The organism is Ancylobacter sp. TW_SC_1 (assembly GCF_056836805.1).
The window spans coordinates 1,124,091-1,140,153 of the sequence record NZ_CM166365.1 but is presented as its reverse complement, the minus strand read 5'-3'; the positions used below and the strand labels follow the sequence as shown (position 1 = coordinate 1,140,153).

Sequence of the window (16,063 nt, the reverse complement as noted above, 5' to 3'; positions counted from 1 at the left end):
CCCCGGTGTTCTGCCGGCCGAAGGTCATGGTGCCGAGACGGAGGGTGCTGACCTCACGGCCGGTGCGGCCGAGCGCACGCTATTGCATGGGGCGGTTTTTCGGGGAGCTGGAACGCGGGGAGCGCGACGATGGGCGGCTCACGGCTGCCGTCGCGCTCCCCGCCCTCAATCGCCGCGCAGGCTGCGCCGGATCTCGGCGAAGGCCGCCGTCATCGCCGGCTCCAGAAGCCTGCCGCCATAGGCGGAGAGGTGGTCGCCGTCGATATAGTAGCTGCCGTTCCGGTCGCCCCAGAGATAGCGGCCATTGAGCAGGAAGGCCTCGTCGAAGGACAGCACCCAGACCTTCTCGCCCTTCACCTTGTCGAACACGCTGCGCACGAAGGCCTGCCGCTCCCGCTCCCCCTCGGCCGGCGCGGAGGTGTCGAAGATCGCCTCCTCGAACTGCTCCTCGGTCAGTCCCTCGCCGACGCCGAGCAGCGCGACCTGCTGCAGGATCTTCTGCGGCAGCACGGCCTGTTCCGGTGCCTGCTCGACCAGCACCACCGCCGCGCCGAGCGCGCGATACGCCTTCACCGTCTCGGCCAGCATGGTGGCGAACACGTCCTGCGCTTCGGCGCGGGAGGGGAAATAGGGATCGCCCTCGCGCGACAGCCGGAAATGATTGCCGGTGCCGACCGGGTACAACGTCCAGCGCGCGGACAGCACCACGACGTCGAATTTTCCGTCCTTCACCGCCTGCATCTGCCGGCGCGCCAGATCCGGGCAGACATGCTCGTCGAACACGCCGCCGCGCACCGACGCGCCGATGATCGGCGGGCAGCTGCCGAGACCCATGCGATAGACCGCATTGCGCTTGCCGATCTCCGCGAAGGCCGGCAGCAGCGTGTAGGAATGGCTGTCGCCCATCACCAATATGCGCAGCTCCGGGTCCTTCGGCTCGAAGATCGGGCAGAGCTGGCCGCGCTCGCCGGCATTCTGCAGCTCGCTGCCGGCGTAGCACTTGGCGCCGAGCCGGCTCGGCCGCACCGATTCGAGCAGGCGCGCCTCGCGGCTGCCCAGCTCGGGATTGGCGAGGCGGCTGGGAATGCCGTTGGTCACGCTGGCATAGAGGCCGAAGCCGACGAACAGCATGCCGACCACGCTGCTCACGCCGAACACCAGGCGCCGGCTCGGCAGGAGCGGGAGCGGACGCTTGCGGAACGGCTGCTCGACGAAGCGCCAGCTCAGATAGGCGAGCAGCAGCGACAGCACGGCGAGCGCCAGCAGCAGCGCCGGCGGCGGCTCGCCCATAGAGCGGATGCGGGCGAAGGCGAAGAGCGGCTGGTGCCAGAGATAGGCGCTGTAGCTGATCAGTCCGAGGCCGACGAGCAGCCGCGCCGACAGCAGCCGGGCGACGATGGTGCCCTTGTGCGCGTACATCACCACCAGCGCCGTGCCGACCACCGGAATGAGGGCGTAGAGGCTCGGAAACGGCGTGTTGCGGTCGAAATAGAAGACGGCGAACAGGATCAGCCCGAGCCCGAGGGCGCTCAGCCAGTTGTTCGGCCGCGGCATGCGCTCGGCGGCGAGAAATCCGCAGATCGAACCGGCCAGCAATTCCCAGATGCGAAACTGCGGCAGATAGAAATTCGCGCGCGGCGCGTAGCGCCAGCCCCATTCGGTGGCGAGCAGGCTCACCACGGCCGTGGCGACCACCGCCCAGAACACCGCCCTGCGGCCGAACCGCCAGAGCAGCGCGAGGCTGAGCGGCGCGAACAGATAATATTGCTCCTCGACCGCCAGGCTCCAGGTGTGCAGCAGCGGCTTCAGCTCGGCGACGGCGGCGAAATAGCCGCCCTCCTCGCGCCAGAACAGGAAGTTCGAGACGAAGAACACCACCGCGACGATGCTGCGGCCGAAATCGCGCAGCTGCTCCGGAATCATCCAGATCCAGGCGAAGGGGATGCAGGCGGCCATGACGAGAAACAGCGCGGGAAGGATACGCCGCGCCCGCCGCTCGTAGAATTTCGCGATGGAGAACCTGCCGCTCTCGATGTCGGCGAGCAGGATCCTCGTGATGAGGTAGCCGCTGATGACAAAGAAAATGTCGACACCGACATATCCGCCGCCAAAAGCGCCAAATCCCGCATGAAACAGAATAACGGGGACGACAGCGACGGCCCTTAACCCGTCGATCTCGCTTCTATACTTCATAACACCCCGAACAAGGCAATAAGTTCAATTAACGACCTGAAATGCTCCGCAATCAGTCAATACAATATGCCCCTGACGGCGTCGAGGGCCGCGCGGACACACCCCTGCGGCATTCATGTGACAGACGCCGCCGGGAGCTTCGACGCGATGAAAGATGCGGGCTCGAAACGCGGGCTCGGTGAATGGCCCGGCCGCCCGTCAGTCGGCCCTTCGGGCGGGCAGGCCCACGATGAAGGCCTCCACCGTCGGCAGCATGCGGGCGACGATGACGTCGACGCCGGCGGCGGTAGGATGCAGGCCGTCCGGCTGGTTGAGGCGTGGCTGGCCGGCCACCCCGTCGAGGAAGAAGGGATAGAGCGTCGCGTCGTATTTCGTCGCCAGGCGCTCATAGATGGGATCGAAACGCCGCTGATAATCGGCGCCGTAGTTCGGCGGCGCCAGCATCCCCGCCATCAGCACCGGAATGCCCCGTTGCTTCAGCCGCGCCAGAATGGCGTCGAGCGACTTCTCGGGAATGGCGGGATCGAGGCCGCGCAGCGAGTCGTTGGCGCCGAGCTCCAGGATCAGCGCGTCGGTTCCCTCGGGCACCGACCAGTCGAGCCGGGCGAGGCCGGCGCTGGTCGTGTCGCCCGACACTCCGGCATTCTCGATCACAACATCGTGTCCCTTGGCCCGCAGCGCCGCTTCCATCCGCGCTGGGAAGGCCTGGCTGGCGGGAAGCCCGTATCCGGCCGTGAGACTGTCGCCAAAGGCGACGATGCGCAGCGTCGCGGCGCCCGCCGGCGCGCAGGTCGCCAGCACGAGGCCGCCGAGGGCGAGGAGGTGGTGGAGAAATCGTGACAAGGCCATACCCTTCCGGAAACGGTGCAGCGCAGCATATGTTGCCTTTGCTGCCGGCCGCCAAGGGGAACGCATCCGTCAAGCAGCATCGACGAGGCGCACCGGGGGCACGCCGGGCACCATCCACGCCGGGCCAGACGTGAAAAGGAAGACATGCCGTCACATTCCAGGACCGATCCCGCCATCCGCCTCCATGAGGTGGAACTCTCCCTCGGCACCGGCGCAGCGCGCGTCCATATCCTCAAGAGCGTGTCGCTGGACATCGGCCAGGGCGAGGCCGTCGGCCTGGTCGGGCCGTCGGGCTCCGGCAAGTCGAGCCTGCTGATGGTGCTCGCCGGCCTCGAGCGCGCCAATTCCGGCCGGGTGACGGTCGCCGGGCAGGAGCTGACCGGGCTCGACGAGGACGCCCTCGCCCGCTTCCGCGGCCGCAATGTCGGCATCGTGTTCCAGGCCTTCCATCTCATCCCCACCATGACGGCGGTGGAGAATGTCGCGGTGCCGCTGGAACTCGCCGGCCGCGCCGACGCCTTCGAGCGCGCCGCTGCCGAACTCGCGGCGGTCGGGCTCGGCCAGCGGCTCGACCATTATCCCTCGCAGCTTTCCGGCGGCGAGCAGCAGCGCGTGGCGGTTGCCCGGGCGCTGGCGCCCGAGCCGCGCATCCTCGTGGCCGACGAGCCGACCGGCAATCTCGACGAGACCACCGGTCGACAGATCATGGACCTGCTGTTCGACGCGCAGGCGCGCCGCGGTGCGACGCTGGTGATCGTCACCCACGACGCCACCCTGGCCGGGCGCTGCGACCGTACCGTGCGGCTGCGCTCCGGCGTCATCGAGGCCGAGACGGCGCTCGACGCCGCCCTTGCCGGGACCGGGGCATGAGCACGGAACGCCTGTCGTCCTCCGCCGCCGATGCCGCGCGGCCGACGGCAATGCCCCGCCCGGCCCGCCGGACGCTGGCGCTGCGCTTCGCCCTGCGCGAGCTGCGCGGCGGCCTGCGCGGCTTCGCCGTCTTCCTCGCCTGCCTCGCGCTCGGCGTGGCGGCCATCGCCGGCGTCGGCGCCTTCTCGCGCGCCCTGACCGACGGGCTGGCCCGCGAGGGCACCACCCTGCTCGGGGGCGACGCCGCCTTCAGCCTCGTCCAGCGCGAGGCCACGCCGCAGGAATACCGGCTGATCGCCGAGGGCGGCCGGGTCTCCACCGTCGCGACGCTGCGCGCCATGGCGCGCGCCGGCGCGGGCGACACGCTCGACGCCACGCTGGCCGAGGTGAAGGCGGTCGACGGCGCCTATCCGATGGTCGGCACCCTCGACATCGAACCCTCCCAGCCGCTCGCCGCCGCCCTGGCGGAACGCGACGGCAGCTATGGCGCGGTCGTTGATCCGGCGCTGGCCGACCGGCTCGGCCTCAAGGCCGGGGACCGTTTCCAGCTCGGCGAGGCCACGCTCACCCTCCGCGGCATCATCGCCCGCGAGCCGGACCTGCTGTCGACCGGCATCGGCTTCGGCCCGCGCCTGATGGTGTCGATGGACGCGTTGCGCGCGACCCATCTGCTGCAGCCCGGCAGCCTCGTGCGCTGGCACTACCGGGTGCGGATGACCGATCCGGCGGCCCTCGCGAGCTTCGTCGAGCATGTGCAGCACGGCGCGCCGGAAGCCGCCTTCGAGGTCCGCACCCGCGACGCCGCCGCTCCCCGGCTGGAAAACAATGTCCGGCGCTTCACCGAGTACCTGACCCTTGTCGGCCTCACCGCGCTGCTGGTCGGCGGCGTCGGCGTCGCCAATGCGGTGAAGAGCCATCTCGACGCCAAGCGCGGCGTCATCGCCACCTTCAAGAGCCTGGGCGCGCCCGGCGTCACCGTGTTCGCCATCTATCTCGCCGAGGTCGGGCTGATCGCGCTGGTCGGCATCGCCATCGGCGTCACGGTCGGCTCGGCGCTGCCCTTCATCGCCAATGCCGCCTTCGGCCATCTGCTGCCCGTGCCCATCGAACCGAGCCTGCAGCCGGCGGCGCTGGCGCTGGCCGTCGCCTATGGCGGGCTGATCGCGCTCGCCTTCGCGCTGTGGCCGCTGGGCCTCGCCCATGACGTGCCGGTCTCGGCGCTGTTCCGCGAGCGCGTGGAAGGCGGGCGGCGGCGGCCGCGCCTCGTCTATATCGCGCTGACCGGCCTCGCCATCCTCGCCCTCGCCGCGCTGGCCGTCGCCGCGTCCGAGGAGCGGCGCATCGCGCTGTTCTATCTCGTCGCCGCCGCCAGCGTGCTGGTGACGCTGCGCCTCGTCGGGGCGCTCATCATGGCGGTCGCCCGCCGCCTGCCGCGCCCGCGCTCCACGGCGCTGCGGCTCGCTCTGGCCAACATCCACCGGCCGGCGGCGCTGACGCCGACCATCGTGCTGTCGCTCGGCCTCGGCCTGACGCTGCTGGTCACGCTGGCGCTGATCGACCGCAGCCTGACGCGCGAGCTGACCTCGCGGCTGCCCACCGAGGCGCCGAGCTTCTTCTTCCTCGACATCCAGAGCAACGAGACCGACCGCTTCGCCACATGGCTGAAGCAGAAGGCGCCCGAGGGCGAGGTCGAGATCGTGCCGATGCTGCGCGGGCGCATCATCACGCTCGCCGGCCGGCCGGCGGAAAGCCTCGACCCGCCGCCGGAATTCGCCTGGGTGCTGTCCTCCGACCGCGGCGTCACCTATGCGCAGGAGGTGCCGGAAGGCTCGATCCTGACCGCCGGCGACTGGTGGCCGGCCGATTATGCCGGCCCGCCGCTGGTCTCCTTCGAGCGCGAGATCGCCGACGCCTTCGGCCTGAAGATCGGCGACGAGGTGACGGTGAACGTCCTCGGGCGGTCGATCACCGCCACCATCGCCAATCTGCGCGACGTCGAATGGGAACGGCTGGCGATCAATTTCGTCATGGTGTTCTCGCCCAACAGCTTCGCCGGCGCGCCGCACACCTCGCTGGCCACCCTCACCCTGCCGGAGGGCGGCGACGCGGCGACCGAGCGCAGCCTCGGCCGCGCCGTGGCGGCCGACTTCCCCGCCGTCACCGCCGTGCGGGTGAAGGAGGCGCTGACGCAGATCGGCGAGATCGTCGCCAACCTGCTGACGGCGATACGCGGCGCCAGCCTCGTCACCCTGCTCTCCAGCGTTCTGGTGCTCGCCGGCGCGCTGGCGGCGGGCCAGCACCACCGCGTCTACGATGCGGTGATCCTCAAGACGCTGGGCGCCACGCGGGCGCGGCTGGTGGCCGCCTACGCGCTGGAATATGCCGCGCTCGGCCTCGTCACCGCCGTCGTCGCGGTCGGCGCCGGCGCGGCCGCGGCCTATGTCGTGGTGGTCTACGTGATGAAGCTGGCCTTCGCCTGGTCGACCGGCGCGGCGGTCGGCGCGGTGGCGGTCGCCCTCGTGCTCACCGTCGGCTTCGGCCTCATCGGCACCTGGCGCGCGCTGGGGCAGAAACCGGCGCGCATCCTGCGCAACCTGTGAGCGTGCGCGGCGGCAAGAAGGGCTGCCGCAGCGTCATTCCTGTCGCAAACTTCACTTGCGGCAAGCCGGTACGCCCCTCATATTCCCCGTGACTTCCCGTTCGGGCGAACCGGCATGCTGCCGGTGCCCGGATGGGGCACGGTGTTATCGGGAGAGGATCCGACCATGTCCGACTTTAACCGCAACGTCTCCGTGCCGCGCTTCGGGGCGACGGCGGCGCGGACGCAGGCCGAGATCGACCTGGGCCTGCGCTCCTACATGCTGCGCGTCTACAACTACATGACGCTCGGCCTCGCCATCACCGGCGCGGCGGCGCTCGGCATCTACATGCTGGCCGTCTCCGACGTGCCGACGGCGTCCGCCATCGCGCCCGGCATCTATCTCACCGATCTCGGCGTCGCGCTGTTCTTCAGCCCGCTGCGCTGGGTGGTGATGCTCGCCCCGCTCGCGGCGGTGTTCTTCCTCAGCTTCCGCGTCGACCGCCTCAGCGTGGGCGCCGCGCAGGGCATCTTCTGGCTCTATGCCGGCCTCGTCGGCGTGTCGCTCGCCAGCATCTTCCTGGTCTACACGCATGAGAGCGTCGTGCGGGTGTTCTTCATCACCGCCGCGACCTTCGGCGGGCTGAGCCTGTACGGCTACACCACGACGCGCAGCCTGTCCGGCATGGGCTCGTTCCTGATGATGGGCCTGATCGGCATCATCATCGCGATGGTGGTGAACATCTTCCTCGGCTCCTCGATGCTGCAGTTCATCATCTCGGTGGTGGGCGTGCTGGTGTTCGCCGGCCTCACCGCCTACGACACCCAGCGCATCAAGGAGATGTACTTCGCCGGCGACGACGACGTGGTGGCCGGCCGCAAGGCCATCATGGGCGCGCTGACGCTCTATCTCGACTTCATCAACCTGTTCCTGATGCTGCTGCAGCTCTTCGGCAACCGGAACAACTGAGCCGCCCCGCGCCCTCGCGCAGCGGCCTCACGCAGACCGAAAGCCCCGGCAGCCGCCGGGGCTTTTTCTTTGTCCGCGCGCCCGAGGGCGGGAAAGATCCGTCACGCCTCCGCTGGCGCCGGCAGCTCGGCCTTCGGCGGCAGCGGAAACAGGCTGATGAAGCGCCCGGCGAGCGCCCGGTCGCCGTCCAGCCTCAGCAGCCCCGCCGCCTCCAGCGCCTCGATCGGCTGGCCGCCATAGATCGCGGCGGCGATCATCCGCGCCTCGCCGGTGAAGGTGAAATCCGGCGCCTCGTGCCGCCCGCGCTCGGCGGCGATCTCGCCTTCCGCCAGCGTCAGGCGAAACGTCTCGCGGCCGATCGCCATGTTGATCCTCGCCGCCATCCACGCAGCCCGCTCGCGGCTCAGCATGGTGCGCAGCGACATCATCAGCGAGACCGCGCCGAAGGGCAGCGTCGGGTCGTGCAGAGGTGAGCGCGCCGCCCAGCGGCCCATGGCCTGGAAGATCGGCTCGCTCTCATAGCCCCATTCGGTCAGCTCATAGACCTGCGCGGAGGCCGGCGGCGGCAGGCGGCGGCGGCGCAGCACGCCCGACTGTTCAAGGCTTTCGAGGCGCTGGGTCAGCACATTGGCGCTGATGCCCGGCAGGTCCGCCTTGATGTCGCCGAAGCGCTTGGGTCCCATCATCAGCTCGCGCATGACCAGCAGCGCCCAGCGCTCGCCGAACAGGTCCAGCGCATGCGCGGCGGCGCAGGCATCCTGATAGTGACGCCGCGACGGTGCCCCGCCCTCCATGGTTACCTTTTTTAAGTCCATTGTTGCCTTATGTAACTTATCGCTCTATCACGTCAATAAAATGCCGCTGGGGAAGGCGGCAGAGAGCCGCGGGAGGAAGCCTTGTCCAAGCACGTCTTCATCAATCTGCCGGTCCGCGACCTCCCCCGCTCCATCGCCTTCTATGAGGCCATCGGGGCGACCCGAAATCCGCAATTCTCCGACGACACCGCCGCCTGCATGGTGCTTTCCGAGACCATCTTCGTCATGATTCTCACCCATGCGAAGTTCAGCGGCTTCACGCCCAGGCCGATCGCCGACGCGCATGCCGCCTGCGCAGTCCTGATCGCCCTCTCGCAGGACAGCCGCGAGGCGGTGGACGCCATCGTCGCGCAGGCCGTCGCCTTCGGCGGCAAGGCCGATCCCGGCCCGCGGCAGGATCTCGGCTTCATGTATGGCCGCAGCTTCGAGGATCCGGACGGACATATCTGGGAACCGTTCTGGATGGACATGCAGCCTGCCACCGCCGCGCGGGCGGACGCATCCTGACACCGGCTTACCCGCATTTGCGGACAGGAGGAAACGATGAGCTACATCGATGGATTCGTTGTCGCCGTGCCGACCGCCAAGAAGGACGCCTACCGCGCCATGGCCGAGATGGCGGCCCCGATCTTCGTGGAACACGGCGCGACGCGCGCCGTCGAGGCCTGGGGCGACGACGTGCCGGACGGCAAGGTCACGGATTTCCGCATGGCGGTGAAGGCGACGCCCGAGGAAACCGTGGTGTTCTCCTGGATCGAGTGGCCCTCGCGCGAGGCGCGCGACATCGGCATGAAGAAATTCATGGAGGATCCGCGCCTGAAGGAAATGACCGACATGCCCTTCGACGGCCAGCGCATGATCTTCGGCGGCTTCGCCCCGCTGCTCGACGTGAGCGGGGGCTGAGCGATGCAGCCCATCCGCACCTGCCTGTGGTTCGACGGCAAGGCGGAGGAGGCGGCGCGGTTCTACGTCTCGCTGCTTCCCAACTCGCATGTCGAATCCGTCAACCTCTCTCCCGTCGATACGCCCGGCAACAAGGCGGGCGACGTCCTGACGGTGGAGTTCACGCTCAACGGCGTCGCCTATCTCGGGCTCAATGGCGGCTCGCATTACCAGTTCACGCCCGCCGTTTCGCTCATTGTCCCCTGCGACAGCCAGGAAGAGATCGACCGGCTATGGGACGCGCTGTCGCAAGGTGGCACGCCGGTGCAGTGCGGCTGGATCACCGACCGCTACGGCCTGTCCTGGCAGATCACACCGCGCGTGCTCCTCGCCATGATCAAGGACCCCGACACGGCCAGGGCGAAGCGGGCGATGGAGGCGATGTTCGACATGGTGAAGCTCGACATCGCCGCGCTGGAAGCCGCCTATCATCGCAGCTGATGCGCGCCCGCTGGCGTTGTCGCCTTCCGGCGCGGGCGCTACATAGCCTCACCCGGCGCGGGCCATGAGGGCGCGCGCCCGTCAGGAGGCAGGCCTATGAACTGGGCGGATTTCAAGCGCGAGGCGAATTTCATCGGCGGCGACTGGGTCGGCGCCGACAGCAAGGGCACCATCGAGGTCACCAACCCGGCCACCGGCGAGGTGATCGGCACCGTGCCGAACGCCGGCGCGCAGGAGACCCGCCGCGCCATCGCCGCCGCCGAGACGGCATTCGAAAGCTTCTCGCGCACCACGGCGGACGAGCGCGCCAAGCTGCTGCGCCGCCTCCACGCCGCCATCATGGACAATCAGCGCGCGCTGGCCGAGCTGCTCACCGTCGAGCAGGGCAAGCCGCTCGCCGAATCCATGGGCGAGGTCGGCGCCAGCGCCGCCTATGTGCTCTGGTTCTCGGAAGAAGCCCGCCGCGTCTATGGCGACGTCATCCCCTCGCCCTGGGGCGAGCGCCGCATCCTCGTCACCAAGCAGCCGGTCGGCGTCGTCGCCGCCATCACGCCGTGGAACTTCCCCTCCTCCATGCTGGCGCGCAAGATCGGCCCGGCGCTGGCGACGGGCTGCACCTCGGTGGTGAAGCCGGCGACGCAGACGCCCTATTCGGGCCTCGCCTGGGGCGTGCTGTGCGAGCAGGCCGGCTATCCCGCGGGCGTCGTCAACATCCTCACCGGCTCGGCCTCGGCCATCGGCGGCGAGATGACCTCCAACCCGACCGTGCGCAAGATCACCTTCACCGGCTCCACCCCGATCGGCAAGCTCCTGATGAAGCAGGCCGCCGAAACGGTGAAGCGGGTGTCGATGGAACTGGGCGGCAACGCGCCCTTCCTCGTCTTCGACGACGCCGATGTCGACGCGGCGGTGGCCGGCGCCATCGCCTCGAAATACCGCAATTCCGGCCAGACCTGCGTCTGCACCAACCGCTTCTACGCGCAGGCCGGCATCTACGACGCCTTCGTCGCGAAGCTGGCCGCCGCCGCCGCCGCCCTGAAGGTCGGCCCCGGCCTCGAGGACGGCGTGGTGCAGGGCCCGCTGATCGACGACAAGGCGGTCGCCAAGACCGAGAGCTTCGTCGCCGACGCCCTCGCCAAGGGCGGCAGGATCGTCGCCGGCGGCGCGCGCCACGCACGCGGCGGCCAGTTCTTCCAGCCGACCGTGATCGCCGACGCCACGCCGGAGATGCACTTCGCCCGCGAGGAGATCTTCGGTCCCGTCGCCCCGGTGTTCCGCTTCGAGACCGAGGAGGAGGCGGTGCGCCTCGCCAACGACACCGAGTTCGGCCTCGCCTGCTATTTCTACACACGCGACCTCGCCCGCGCCTTCCGCGTCTCGGAAAACCTGCGCTACGGCCAGGTCGGCATCAATGCCGGCGTCATCACCACGGAAGTGGCGCCGTTCGGCGGGGTGAAGGAATCGGGCATCGGCCGCGAGGGCTCGAAATACGGCGTCGACGAGTATGTCGACGTCAAATATGTCTGCATCGGCCTCTGAGCCTTGACGGCGCGCCCGCTCGGCCAGTCATGGCGCGAGCGGGCGGCGCGGCGGGCCGGGACCAGGATCTAGGCCGCCACCGCCGGCCGGTCGAGGCAGCCGAGCCCGGCCAGCGTCGCCCGCACCGCGATATCGAGCGGCGTATGCGGCTCCGCGCCGAGCCGGCCGACGAGCCGGCGGTTGTCGAGCCGCACCGGCCGCTGCCAGAGATAGCGCATCTCGGCCAGTTCCCGGAACAGCGGCACCACGGGCGAGGCCAGCCGCAGGGCGAGCCAGGGCAGCGGACGGACCGGCAGGCCGGGGTCGCCCAGCGCCCGGCGGACCGCGCCGATCATGCCGCCGCCATCGCCATCCCATTCCCCCTCCATGTGGAAGCGCGCGAACGCGCCGAGATCCTCGCGCTCGGCCAGTTGCGCCATGGTCGCCGCCACGTCCGGCAGATAGGCCCATTGGTGGCCGACGCCCTGCCGGCCGGGATAGGTCAGGCTGCGGGGCCGGGCGCCGGCCTTCGCCAGCACCTGCCCGAACCAGTTGTTGCCGGCGCGCGGCCCGAAGAAGTCTCCCGCCCGCACGATCAGCGCGCGGATGTCGCCGGCCTCGGCCGCCGCGCGCAGGCGCCGCTCCATCTCCACCCGGATCCGGCCCTTGCGGGTCAGCGGGTTCTGCGGCGCCTCCTCGTCGATCAGCGGAAAGGCGTCCGGCCCGTAATTATAGACCGTGCCCGGCAGCAGCACGCGCGCGCCGGCGAGGCGGGCCGCGCCGATCGTGTTGTCCAGCATGGGCAGCACCAGCCGGTCCCAGTCGCGATAGCCGGGCGGGTTCACCGCGTGCACGATGAGCGACGTGCCCGCGGCGGCGCGGCGTATATCGGCCGCGTTCAGCGCGTCGCCGCGCTCCCAGGCGATGCCCTGGCGCTGCCCGGCCTCGCATGAGCGGGCCAACGCCCGCACCGTCCAGCCGCGCCCGGCCAGATGCCGCGCGACCTCCCCGCCGATGCCGCCGGTCGCGCCGAGCACGAGGGCTGTCCTTGTCGTCATGTCCATCTCCTCAACATCGTGGCGACGCGAGAATGGGCGCATGCGGAGATAAACGAAATTGCCTATAATCTTGCCATCGCTATACATGAATGAATGAACGTGGAACCGGACTGGAACCTCTACCGCAGCTTCCTCGCCGTCCTCGACGAGCGCTCGCTGTCCGGCGCGGCGCGGCGGCTCGGGCTGACCCAGCCGACGATTGCCCGCCATCTCGACGCGCTGGAACAGGCGATCGGAACGCAGCTCTTCCTGCGCTCGCAGCGCGGCCTCGCCCCCACCGAGACGGCGCTGGAGCTCGGCCCCTATGCCCGCGCGATGGCCACTACCTCGGCCGCGCTGCTGCGCACCGCCTCGGGCCGCGCGCGGGAGGTGCGCGGGACAGTGCGGATCAGCGCCTCCGAGGTGGTCGGCGCGGAGCATCTGCCGCCCCTCCTCGCGGATCTGCGCGCGCGCCATCCCGGCCTGGTGATCGAGCTGGCCCTGTCCAATGCGGTGGAGAACGTGCTGGAGCGCGCCGCCGACATCGCGGTACGCATGGTCGAGCCGGCGCAGGAGGCGCTGCTCGCCCGGCATCTGCCGTCGATCCGCGTCGGCCTTTTCGCCCATCGGCGCTATCTCGCGCGCAAGGGCACGCCCGCACGCCTCGACGCGCTGGCCGGACACGACCTCATCGGCTTCGACCGCGAGACGCCGGCGATCCGCGCCGCCGTCCAGCGTTTTCCGGTGCTGGCGCGCGCCGCCTTCGCGCTCAGGACCGACAGCGACCTCGCGCAGCTCGCCGCGATCCGCGCCGGCTTCGGAATCGGCATCTGCCAGGGGGCGATCGCCCGGCGCGAGCCGGACCTCGTGCCGGTGCTGCCGGACGCCTTCGCGCTCGACCTGCCGGTGTGGATCGTCATGCATGAGGATCTGAAGGCCAGCCGCCGCCACCGCGTGGTGTTCGACGCGCTGGTCGAGGGCCTGCGGACGGTGGCCCTGCAATAGCAGCCGGCCACCGCCCCCTCCGTCATCCCGGCCGAAGCGAAGCGGAGAGCCGGGATCGCTCTCCATCTTCGCGCCATCCCGGATCGGTCCTGCGGACCGTCCGGGATGCCGACGGGATCGGTGACGCAGCGACCTACGCCTTGAAGTCTTCCAGCTTGAACGGCAGCGAGCGAAGCCGCTGGCCGGTGGCGTCGAAGATGGCGTTGGACAGCGCCGGGGCGACGCCGGGAACGCCCGGCTCGCCGATGCCGGTCGGCGCGTTGGCGGAGGGCACGATATGCACCTCCACCTTCGGCATCTCCGACATGCGCAGCGGAATATAGGTGTCGAAATTGGCCTGCTCGACGACGCCCTTGTCGAGCGTGATCTCGTCATGCAGCGCCGCGCCGAGGCCGAAGCCGACGCCGCCCTCGATCTGCGCGGCGATCACGTCCGGATTGACCGCGATGCCGCAATCGACCGCGCAGATCACGCGGTCGACCTTGATCTTGCCATCCACCACCGAGATGTCGATCACGCTGCCAACCACGGTGTTGAAGCTCTCGTGCAGCGCGACGCCGCGCCCCTTGCCGGCGCCGGCCTTGGGACCCCATTGCGCCTTCTCGGCCAGCAGCTTGAGCACCCCGGCGTGGCGCGGCATGTCCTTCAGCAGTTCCAGCCGGAACTCGACCGGGTCGCGACCGGCCGCGCGGGCGAGTTCGTCGATCATCACCTCCACCACATGCGCGGTGTGGGTGTGGCCGACCGAGCGCCACCACAGCGTCGGCACCTTCACCGCCGGCGAATGCAGGTCGACCCGGAAATCGCCGATGGCGTAATTGGTGTCGGAGGCGCCCTCGACCGAGGTGCCGTCGACGCCGTCCTTGATGATGAAGGCCTCGAACGGCGTGCCGGCGATGAAGGACTGGCCGACGATGCGCTGGTCCCAGCCGGCGATCTTGCCGTCCGCCGTCAGGCCGGCGCGCACCGAATGGTAGAACATCGGGCGGTAGAAGCCGCCCTTTATGTCATCCTCGCGGGTCCAGACGAGGTGCACCGGCGCGCGGCCGTCGATCGCCTTCAGGATGGTGGCGGCCTCGGCGATGTAGTCCGCCGGCGGGTTGGCGCGGCGCCCGAAGGAGCCGCCGGCCCACAAGGTCTCGATCTTCACCTGTTCCGGCTTCAGGCCGAGAATGCCGGCGGTGACCGCCTGTTCGATGGTCTGGAACTGCGAGCCGGTCCAGATGGTGACACCATCGCCGGTCTTCTCGATGACGCAGTTCAGCGGCTCCATCGGCGCGTGGGCGAGATAGGGAAAGCTGAACTCGGCCTCGATGGTCTTCGCCGCACCCGCCAGGCCCTTGGCGGCATCGCCCCGGCGTGCGGCGGGCACGCCCGGCGTCCGCGCCAGCTTGCGGTACTCGTCGAACAGTTCGGCCGTGCCGCGTGTCTCCGCCTGCGCCTCGTCCCATTCGATGGCGGCGAGCGCGTCGCGGCCCTGTATCGCCGCCCAGGTGTTCTGCGCCAGCACGGCGATGCCCGAGGGCACCGCCACCACCTCGACCACGCCCGGCACCTTCTTGGCCGCCGCGGCGTCGAAGCTCTTCACCGTGGCGCCGAAGCGGTCCGGCCGGCGGATCACCGCGGTCAGCATGCCCGGCCGCCTCATGTCGAGCGCGTAGATCGCCTTGCCGTCCGTCTTCTCGGCGGAATCGAGGCGCGGCAGGCGCGTGCCGATCAGCGTGAAGTCCTTGGGGTCCTTGAGCGTCACCTCGGCCGGCACCGGCAGCTTCGCCGCCGCCTCGGCGAAGTCGCCGAAACGGCCAGAATGGCTGCCGCTCGTCAGCACGCCCTTCGCGACGGTGATGGTGTCGGCCGGCACGCGCCATTGCGCGGCGGCGGCCGCGACCAGCATCTGGCGCGCCGCCGCGCCGGCCTTGCGCAGTTGCTCCCAGCTATTGGCCACCGAGGTCGAGCCGCCGGTGCCCTGCACCGGGCCGAAGGCGAGGTTGTTGTAGAGCGTGGCGTCGGCCGGGGCGAAGGCGGCGCGCATCTGGCTCCAGTCGGCGTCCAGTTCCTCCGCCACGATGGTGGAAAGGCCCGTCGTGACGCCCTGCCCCATGTCGAGATGCTTGATGAGCACCGTCACCGTATTGTCCGGCGCGATGCGCACGAAGGCGTTCGGCATGGGCGGCGCGGAAGCGGCGGGGGCGCCCTCGGCGTACGCCGCGCGCGGGTCGAGATGCACGCCGATCACCAGCGCGCCACCGGCGGCGGCGAGCCCCTTGAGGAAATTGCGGCGCGAGGGAGCGACCGGCTCGCCCATCCCCGCCAGCATCTGCCGGTAATGTTCGGGTTTGATGATATGCATGGCGCTCACGCGAGGTTGGCGGCGGCGTCGTGGATCGCCGCGCGGATGCGTTGATAGGTGGCACAGCGGCAGACATTGCCGTCCATCGCGCTGTCGATGTCCTCGTCGCTCGGCTTGCGATTCTCGCTGAGCAGGCCGATGGCCGACATGATCTGGCCGGACTGGCAGTAGCCGCACTGCACGACGTCGAGCTTGCGCCAGGCGGCGACCACCGCCGCGCCGACCTCGCCGCCGACGCCCTCGATGGTGGTGACGCTCTTGCCCTCGACATCGGCGAGCGAGGTCTGGCACGAGCGCACCGGCACGCCGTCGACATGGACCGTGCAGGCGCCGCACAGGGCGACGCCGCAGCCGAACTTCGTGCCGGTCAGGCCGACAATGTCGCGAATCGCCCACAAAAGGGGCATGCCGCCATCGGCGTCGATGGTGCGTTCGCTTCCGTTGAGTGTGAATTTCATCAGTCGCCCTCTCCTTATCGGGGATGAGGACGCGCGA

14 protein-coding genes are annotated in these 16,063 nt (G+C 69.7%); 8 read left to right on the top strand and 6 right to left on the bottom strand.

Annotated elements, in window-relative coordinates:
* Window positions 1–165 precede the first annotated feature (165 nt).
* Both AC1PZ7_RS05295 and AC1PZ7_RS05290 read right to left on the bottom strand, forming a co-directional pair.
* The gene (locus AC1PZ7_RS05295) at window positions 166–2,193 is read right to left on the bottom strand and encodes an acyltransferase family protein (RefSeq protein ID WP_482358462.1); all 2,028 of its coding nucleotides are present in this window, start codon (window positions 2,191–2,193) and stop codon (window positions 166–168) included.
* A 198-nt stretch (window positions 2,194–2,391) separates the two neighbouring features.
* The gene (locus AC1PZ7_RS05290) at window positions 2,392–3,042 is read right to left on the bottom strand and encodes an arylesterase (protein ID WP_482358461.1); all 651 of its coding nucleotides are present in this window, start codon (window positions 3,040–3,042) and stop codon (window positions 2,392–2,394) included.
* A gap of 144 nt (window positions 3,043–3,186) precedes the next feature.
* On the opposite strand from AC1PZ7_RS05290, the gene AC1PZ7_RS05285 reads away from it, so the two are divergent.
* The 3 genes from AC1PZ7_RS05285 to AC1PZ7_RS05275 all read left to right on the top strand — a co-directional run bounded on the left by AC1PZ7_RS05285 (window position 3,187) and on the right by AC1PZ7_RS05275 (window position 7,460).
* Window positions 3,187–3,912 carry an ABC transporter ATP-binding protein gene (locus AC1PZ7_RS05285; RefSeq protein ID WP_482358460.1) on the top strand — a complete coding sequence of 242 codons (726 nt, stop codon included), beginning with the start codon at window positions 3,187–3,189 and terminating at the stop codon, window positions 3,910–3,912.
* Window positions 3,909–6,512 carry an ABC transporter permease gene (locus tag AC1PZ7_RS05280; RefSeq protein ID WP_482358459.1) on the top strand — a complete coding sequence of 868 codons (2,604 nt, stop codon included), beginning with the start codon at window positions 3,909–3,911 and terminating at the stop codon, window positions 6,510–6,512. Before AC1PZ7_RS05285 ends, AC1PZ7_RS05280 begins: the two co-directional genes overlap by 4 nt.
* A 165-nt stretch (window positions 6,513–6,677) precedes the next feature.
* Complete coding sequence (locus tag AC1PZ7_RS05275) at window positions 6,678–7,460, top strand: Bax inhibitor-1/YccA family protein (RefSeq protein WP_482358458.1); 783 nt, start codon at window positions 6,678–6,680, stop codon at window positions 7,458–7,460.
* A 101-nt stretch (window positions 7,461–7,561) separates the two neighbouring features.
* On the opposite strand, the gene AC1PZ7_RS05270 is transcribed toward AC1PZ7_RS05275, so the two are convergent.
* Window positions 7,562–8,275, bottom strand: a complete 714-nt coding sequence (locus tag AC1PZ7_RS05270; RefSeq protein ID WP_482358457.1) for a winged helix-turn-helix transcriptional regulator — start codon at window positions 8,273–8,275, stop codon at window positions 7,562–7,564.
* 81 nt (window positions 8,276–8,356) lie between these two features.
* Here AC1PZ7_RS05270 and AC1PZ7_RS05265 point away from each other — a divergent pair, with 81 nt between their 5' ends.
* The 4 genes from AC1PZ7_RS05265 to AC1PZ7_RS05250 all read left to right on the top strand — a co-directional run bounded on the left by AC1PZ7_RS05265 (window position 8,357) and on the right by AC1PZ7_RS05250 (window position 11,197).
* Complete coding sequence (locus tag AC1PZ7_RS05265; RefSeq protein ID WP_482358456.1) at window positions 8,357–8,782, top strand: VOC family protein; 426 nt, start codon at window positions 8,357–8,359, stop codon at window positions 8,780–8,782.
* 36 nt (window positions 8,783–8,818) lie between these two features.
* The gene (locus tag AC1PZ7_RS05260; protein WP_482358455.1) at window positions 8,819–9,178 is read left to right on the top strand and encodes a DUF1428 domain-containing protein; all 360 of its coding nucleotides are present in this window, start codon (window positions 8,819–8,821) and stop codon (window positions 9,176–9,178) included.
* 3 nt (window positions 9,179–9,181) lie between these two features.
* Window positions 9,182–9,658 (top strand): VOC family protein, encoded by a 477-nt coding sequence (locus tag AC1PZ7_RS05255; RefSeq protein WP_482358454.1) that lies wholly within the window; start codon window positions 9,182–9,184, stop codon window positions 9,656–9,658.
* A gap of 96 nt (window positions 9,659–9,754) precedes the next feature.
* Window positions 9,755–11,197: an NAD-dependent succinate-semialdehyde dehydrogenase gene (locus AC1PZ7_RS05250; protein WP_482358453.1), complete on the top strand. Its 1,443-nt coding sequence runs from the start codon at window positions 9,755–9,757 to the stop codon at window positions 11,195–11,197.
* 68 nt (window positions 11,198–11,265) lie between these two features.
* On the opposite strand, the gene AC1PZ7_RS05245 is transcribed toward AC1PZ7_RS05250, so the two are convergent.
* The gene (locus AC1PZ7_RS05245) at window positions 11,266–12,234 is read right to left on the bottom strand and encodes an NAD-dependent epimerase/dehydratase family protein (protein ID WP_482358452.1); all 969 of its coding nucleotides are present in this window, start codon (window positions 12,232–12,234) and stop codon (window positions 11,266–11,268) included.
* A gap of 93 nt (window positions 12,235–12,327) precedes the next feature.
* Between AC1PZ7_RS05245 and AC1PZ7_RS05240 the strand changes: the two genes are divergently transcribed.
* Window positions 12,328–13,218, top strand: a complete 891-nt coding sequence (locus AC1PZ7_RS05240) for a LysR family transcriptional regulator (protein WP_482358451.1) — start codon at window positions 12,328–12,330, stop codon at window positions 13,216–13,218.
* Window positions 13,219–13,351: 133 nt separating this feature from the next.
* Here the strand turns inward: AC1PZ7_RS05240 and AC1PZ7_RS05235 are convergent, their stop codons facing one another.
* Together AC1PZ7_RS05235 and AC1PZ7_RS05230 are read right to left on the bottom strand one after the other, a co-directional pair.
* On the bottom strand, window positions 13,352–15,568 hold the full coding sequence (locus AC1PZ7_RS05235) for a xanthine dehydrogenase family protein molybdopterin-binding subunit (protein WP_482358450.1): 2,217 nt from the start codon (window positions 15,566–15,568) through the stop codon (window positions 13,352–13,354).
* Window positions 15,569–15,573: 5 nt separating this feature from the next.
* On the bottom strand, window positions 15,574–16,026 hold the full coding sequence (locus tag AC1PZ7_RS05230) for a (2Fe-2S)-binding protein (RefSeq protein WP_482358449.1): 453 nt from the start codon (window positions 16,024–16,026) through the stop codon (window positions 15,574–15,576).
* Between the last annotated feature and the right edge of the window lie 37 nt (window positions 16,027–16,063).

Excerpts from the sequence above, each read along its gene's own strand:
- AC1PZ7_RS05295 (WP_482358462.1), bottom strand. The coding sequence starts at position 2,193 with ATGAAGTATAGAAGCGAGATCGACGGGTTAAGGGCCGTCGCTGTCGTC.
- AC1PZ7_RS05290 (WP_482358461.1), bottom strand. The coding sequence starts at position 3,042 with ATGGCCTTGTCACGATTTCTCCACCACCTCCTCGCCCTCGGCGGCCTC.
- AC1PZ7_RS05285 (WP_482358460.1), top strand. The coding sequence starts at position 3,187 with ATGCCGTCACATTCCAGGACCGATCCCGCCATCCGCCTCCATGAGGTG.
- AC1PZ7_RS05280 (WP_482358459.1), top strand. The coding sequence starts at position 3,909 with ATGAGCACGGAACGCCTGTCGTCCTCCGCCGCCGATGCCGCGCGGCCG.
- AC1PZ7_RS05275 (WP_482358458.1), top strand. The coding sequence starts at position 6,678 with ATGTCCGACTTTAACCGCAACGTCTCCGTGCCGCGCTTCGGGGCGACG.
- AC1PZ7_RS05270 (WP_482358457.1), bottom strand. The coding sequence starts at position 8,275 with ATGGACTTAAAAAAGGTAACCATGGAGGGCGGGGCACCGTCGCGGCGT.
- AC1PZ7_RS05260 (WP_482358455.1), top strand. The coding sequence starts at position 8,819 with ATGAGCTACATCGATGGATTCGTTGTCGCCGTGCCGACCGCCAAGAAG.
- AC1PZ7_RS05255 (WP_482358454.1), top strand. The coding sequence starts at position 9,182 with ATGCAGCCCATCCGCACCTGCCTGTGGTTCGACGGCAAGGCGGAGGAG.
- AC1PZ7_RS05250 (WP_482358453.1), top strand. The coding sequence starts at position 9,755 with ATGAACTGGGCGGATTTCAAGCGCGAGGCGAATTTCATCGGCGGCGAC.
- AC1PZ7_RS05245 (WP_482358452.1), bottom strand. The coding sequence starts at position 12,234 with ATGACGACAAGGACAGCCCTCGTGCTCGGCGCGACCGGCGGCATCGGC.
- AC1PZ7_RS05240 (WP_482358451.1), top strand. The coding sequence starts at position 12,328 with ATGAACGTGGAACCGGACTGGAACCTCTACCGCAGCTTCCTCGCCGTC.
- AC1PZ7_RS05235 (WP_482358450.1), bottom strand. The coding sequence starts at position 15,568 with ATGCATATCATCAAACCCGAACATTACCGGCAGATGCTGGCGGGGATG.
- AC1PZ7_RS05230 (WP_482358449.1), bottom strand. The coding sequence starts at position 16,026 with ATGAAATTCACACTCAACGGAAGCGAACGCACCATCGACGCCGATGGC.